This window comes from Weissella sp. DD23 (genome assembly GCF_001579105.1).
GTDB classification, from domain to species: Bacteria; Bacillota; Bacilli; order Lactobacillales; family Lactobacillaceae; genus Weissella; species Weissella cibaria.
The window spans coordinates 141,431-143,290 of sequence record NZ_KQ970391.1 but is presented as its reverse complement, the minus strand read 5'-3'; the positions used below and the strand labels follow the sequence as shown (position 1 = coordinate 143,290).

3 protein-coding genes are annotated in these 1,860 nt (G+C 41.0%); 1 reads left to right on the top strand and 2 read right to left on the bottom strand.

Going from position 1 to position 1,860, the window contains the following annotated elements; all coding sequences use genetic code 11:
- Positions 1 to 187: 187 nt before the first annotated feature.
- Positions 188 to 670 carry a hypothetical protein gene (locus WEIDD23_RS03315; protein ID WP_010372201.1) on the bottom strand — a complete coding sequence of 161 codons (483 nt, stop codon included), beginning with the start codon at positions 668 to 670 and terminating at the stop codon, positions 188 to 190.
- Positions 671 to 785: 115 nt separating this feature from the next.
- Here WEIDD23_RS03315 and WEIDD23_RS12710 point away from each other — a divergent pair, with 115 nt between their 5' ends.
- The gene (locus tag WEIDD23_RS12710; protein WP_075274781.1) at positions 786 to 1,013 is read left to right on the top strand and encodes a LysR family transcriptional regulator; all 228 of its coding nucleotides are present in this window, start codon (positions 786 to 788) and stop codon (positions 1,011 to 1,013) included.
- A 118-nt stretch (positions 1,014 to 1,131) separates the two neighbouring features.
- On the opposite strand, the gene WEIDD23_RS03310 is transcribed toward WEIDD23_RS12710, so the two are convergent.
- Positions 1,132 to 1,860 (bottom strand): SDR family oxidoreductase (locus WEIDD23_RS03310; RefSeq protein WP_156469560.1); only part of this gene is annotated, 729 nt, incomplete at its 5' end.

Sequence of the window (1,860 nt, the reverse complement as noted above, 5' to 3'; positions counted from 1 at the left end):
GAGACGATTTTGATTACTCTCCATGACCCTAGAATGCCGTTAAATCAACGTTTCTGAGTCATACAAAGTCACCAAAAATCACTGAAAACATATCAATTGCTCCACAAATCGCTCCATGCTTTGCTTGCATACATATCTTTGCACCTTTTTTTGGATAACCAAAACACTCAAATCATCATTGAAAAACTTACTTATTTAATTGTTGAAGCTGATTCTCTAGCTCCATTAAAGCCTTTTTCTTTCTCTTATCGCTCGTCCGGTAAAAACCATTAGCAATACCCATACCGGTTAACAGAATTAGTACAATCACAAATATTAACATAGTATGTTCTTCGACATGCTCTTCTACTAACGAATATGTTTCGGCAATTGCCAGCAACCAACCACCAAGTGCTACATAGAACCAGCCTGTCGCTTTATCCAAAAATCCAATGACCTTACTTAGTTGATCTCGACTCACATTATTTTCAGCTAAGATTTTCAAGGTCCGTTTTTTCTCGTTGCGCACCTTCAATGGCGGTAACAACCAAAGCCATGGTGAAACTTTCTTTTCACTTTGTCCTTTTTGTTCACGAACTACTGATAATTGTTCATTTAACTCCAACAAACCTTGGTACAATGAAAAAGTAAAAATTAACCAAGCACTGCCAAACTCCAATAAGGTTGTCATGATAAATTCCTCTCCACTTAAATAACATCAGTCATTATATTACTGCTAGAAAATAAGAACAATCTTTTGACTCTGGAACTTTTCGTTAAATTCCAAACTACTACCGAAGTAATAGATGCTTTTAATGTCGTTAAATCGCAAATTTGAATGGTACTCGATCCACACAATTCCGAAAACGTTGATACAAAGGGCTTTGACTGCTGCCACTATCAAGCTCAACACAACCCAAGTTGCACTATCTCGTCAATTAAAATTACTCGAAGCTGCACTAGGTGTCACTATAATAAATCGCAACCACAAAACAGGCTCCCTCACCCCGGCAGGTATCTATCTGGCTAAGTGAAGACTTAATTGCCCTCGCTGACAAGACGGTGACCAATCTGCAAGACAAAGATGCTCACACTACACAATGTGATCGTGCGGCGTGAGCATCTTTTAAGTGTTTGCAATCATTATCAATACTAGACTTCTTGAGCCGTCGGACGAATAATCATATCCGTAATTGACACGTGCTTTGGTTGATCTACGACATACGCCACTGCATTGGCAATATCTTCTGGATCCAACACATTCATACGCATCTCTTCTTGTGAGACATGCTTAAACATTTCATCCATCGCTGCTTGCATTTCAGGATTATCCAAAGTGCTCATCAACTCAGTTCCCACTGAACCTGGTGAAACAATCGTTGAACGGATACCATGCAAGCGCTCCTCTTGACGAAGGCCTTCCATGATAGCACGAACAGCATACTTCGTTCCGTTATAGACAGCTGATTCAGGATAAACAACGTGGCCAGCAACAGAGTCGGTTGTGATAATCAACCCATCATTTTGTTCTTGCATAATTGGCAATGCCGCTGCAATACCATGCAAAACACCCATAATGTTAATGTTGATTTCCTTTTCCCAGTTTTCAAACTTTGCGTCTGCCAACTTTTCACGTGGCATGATACCAGCATTGTTGTACAAAACATCCAAACGGCCAAACTTTTCTACGGCTAGGTCAATCAAAGCCTTAACTTGATCCTTATCCGTCACATCAGTTGCTTGATAAATAACGTTATCGCCACCAATTTCGGATGCAATTTCCGCCAAACGCTCCTCGCGTCGCGCCCCCAAAACCAGCTTGGCTCCCTTTGAAGCAAGTAGCTTAGCGGTTGCAGCACCGATACCAGATGACGCACCTGC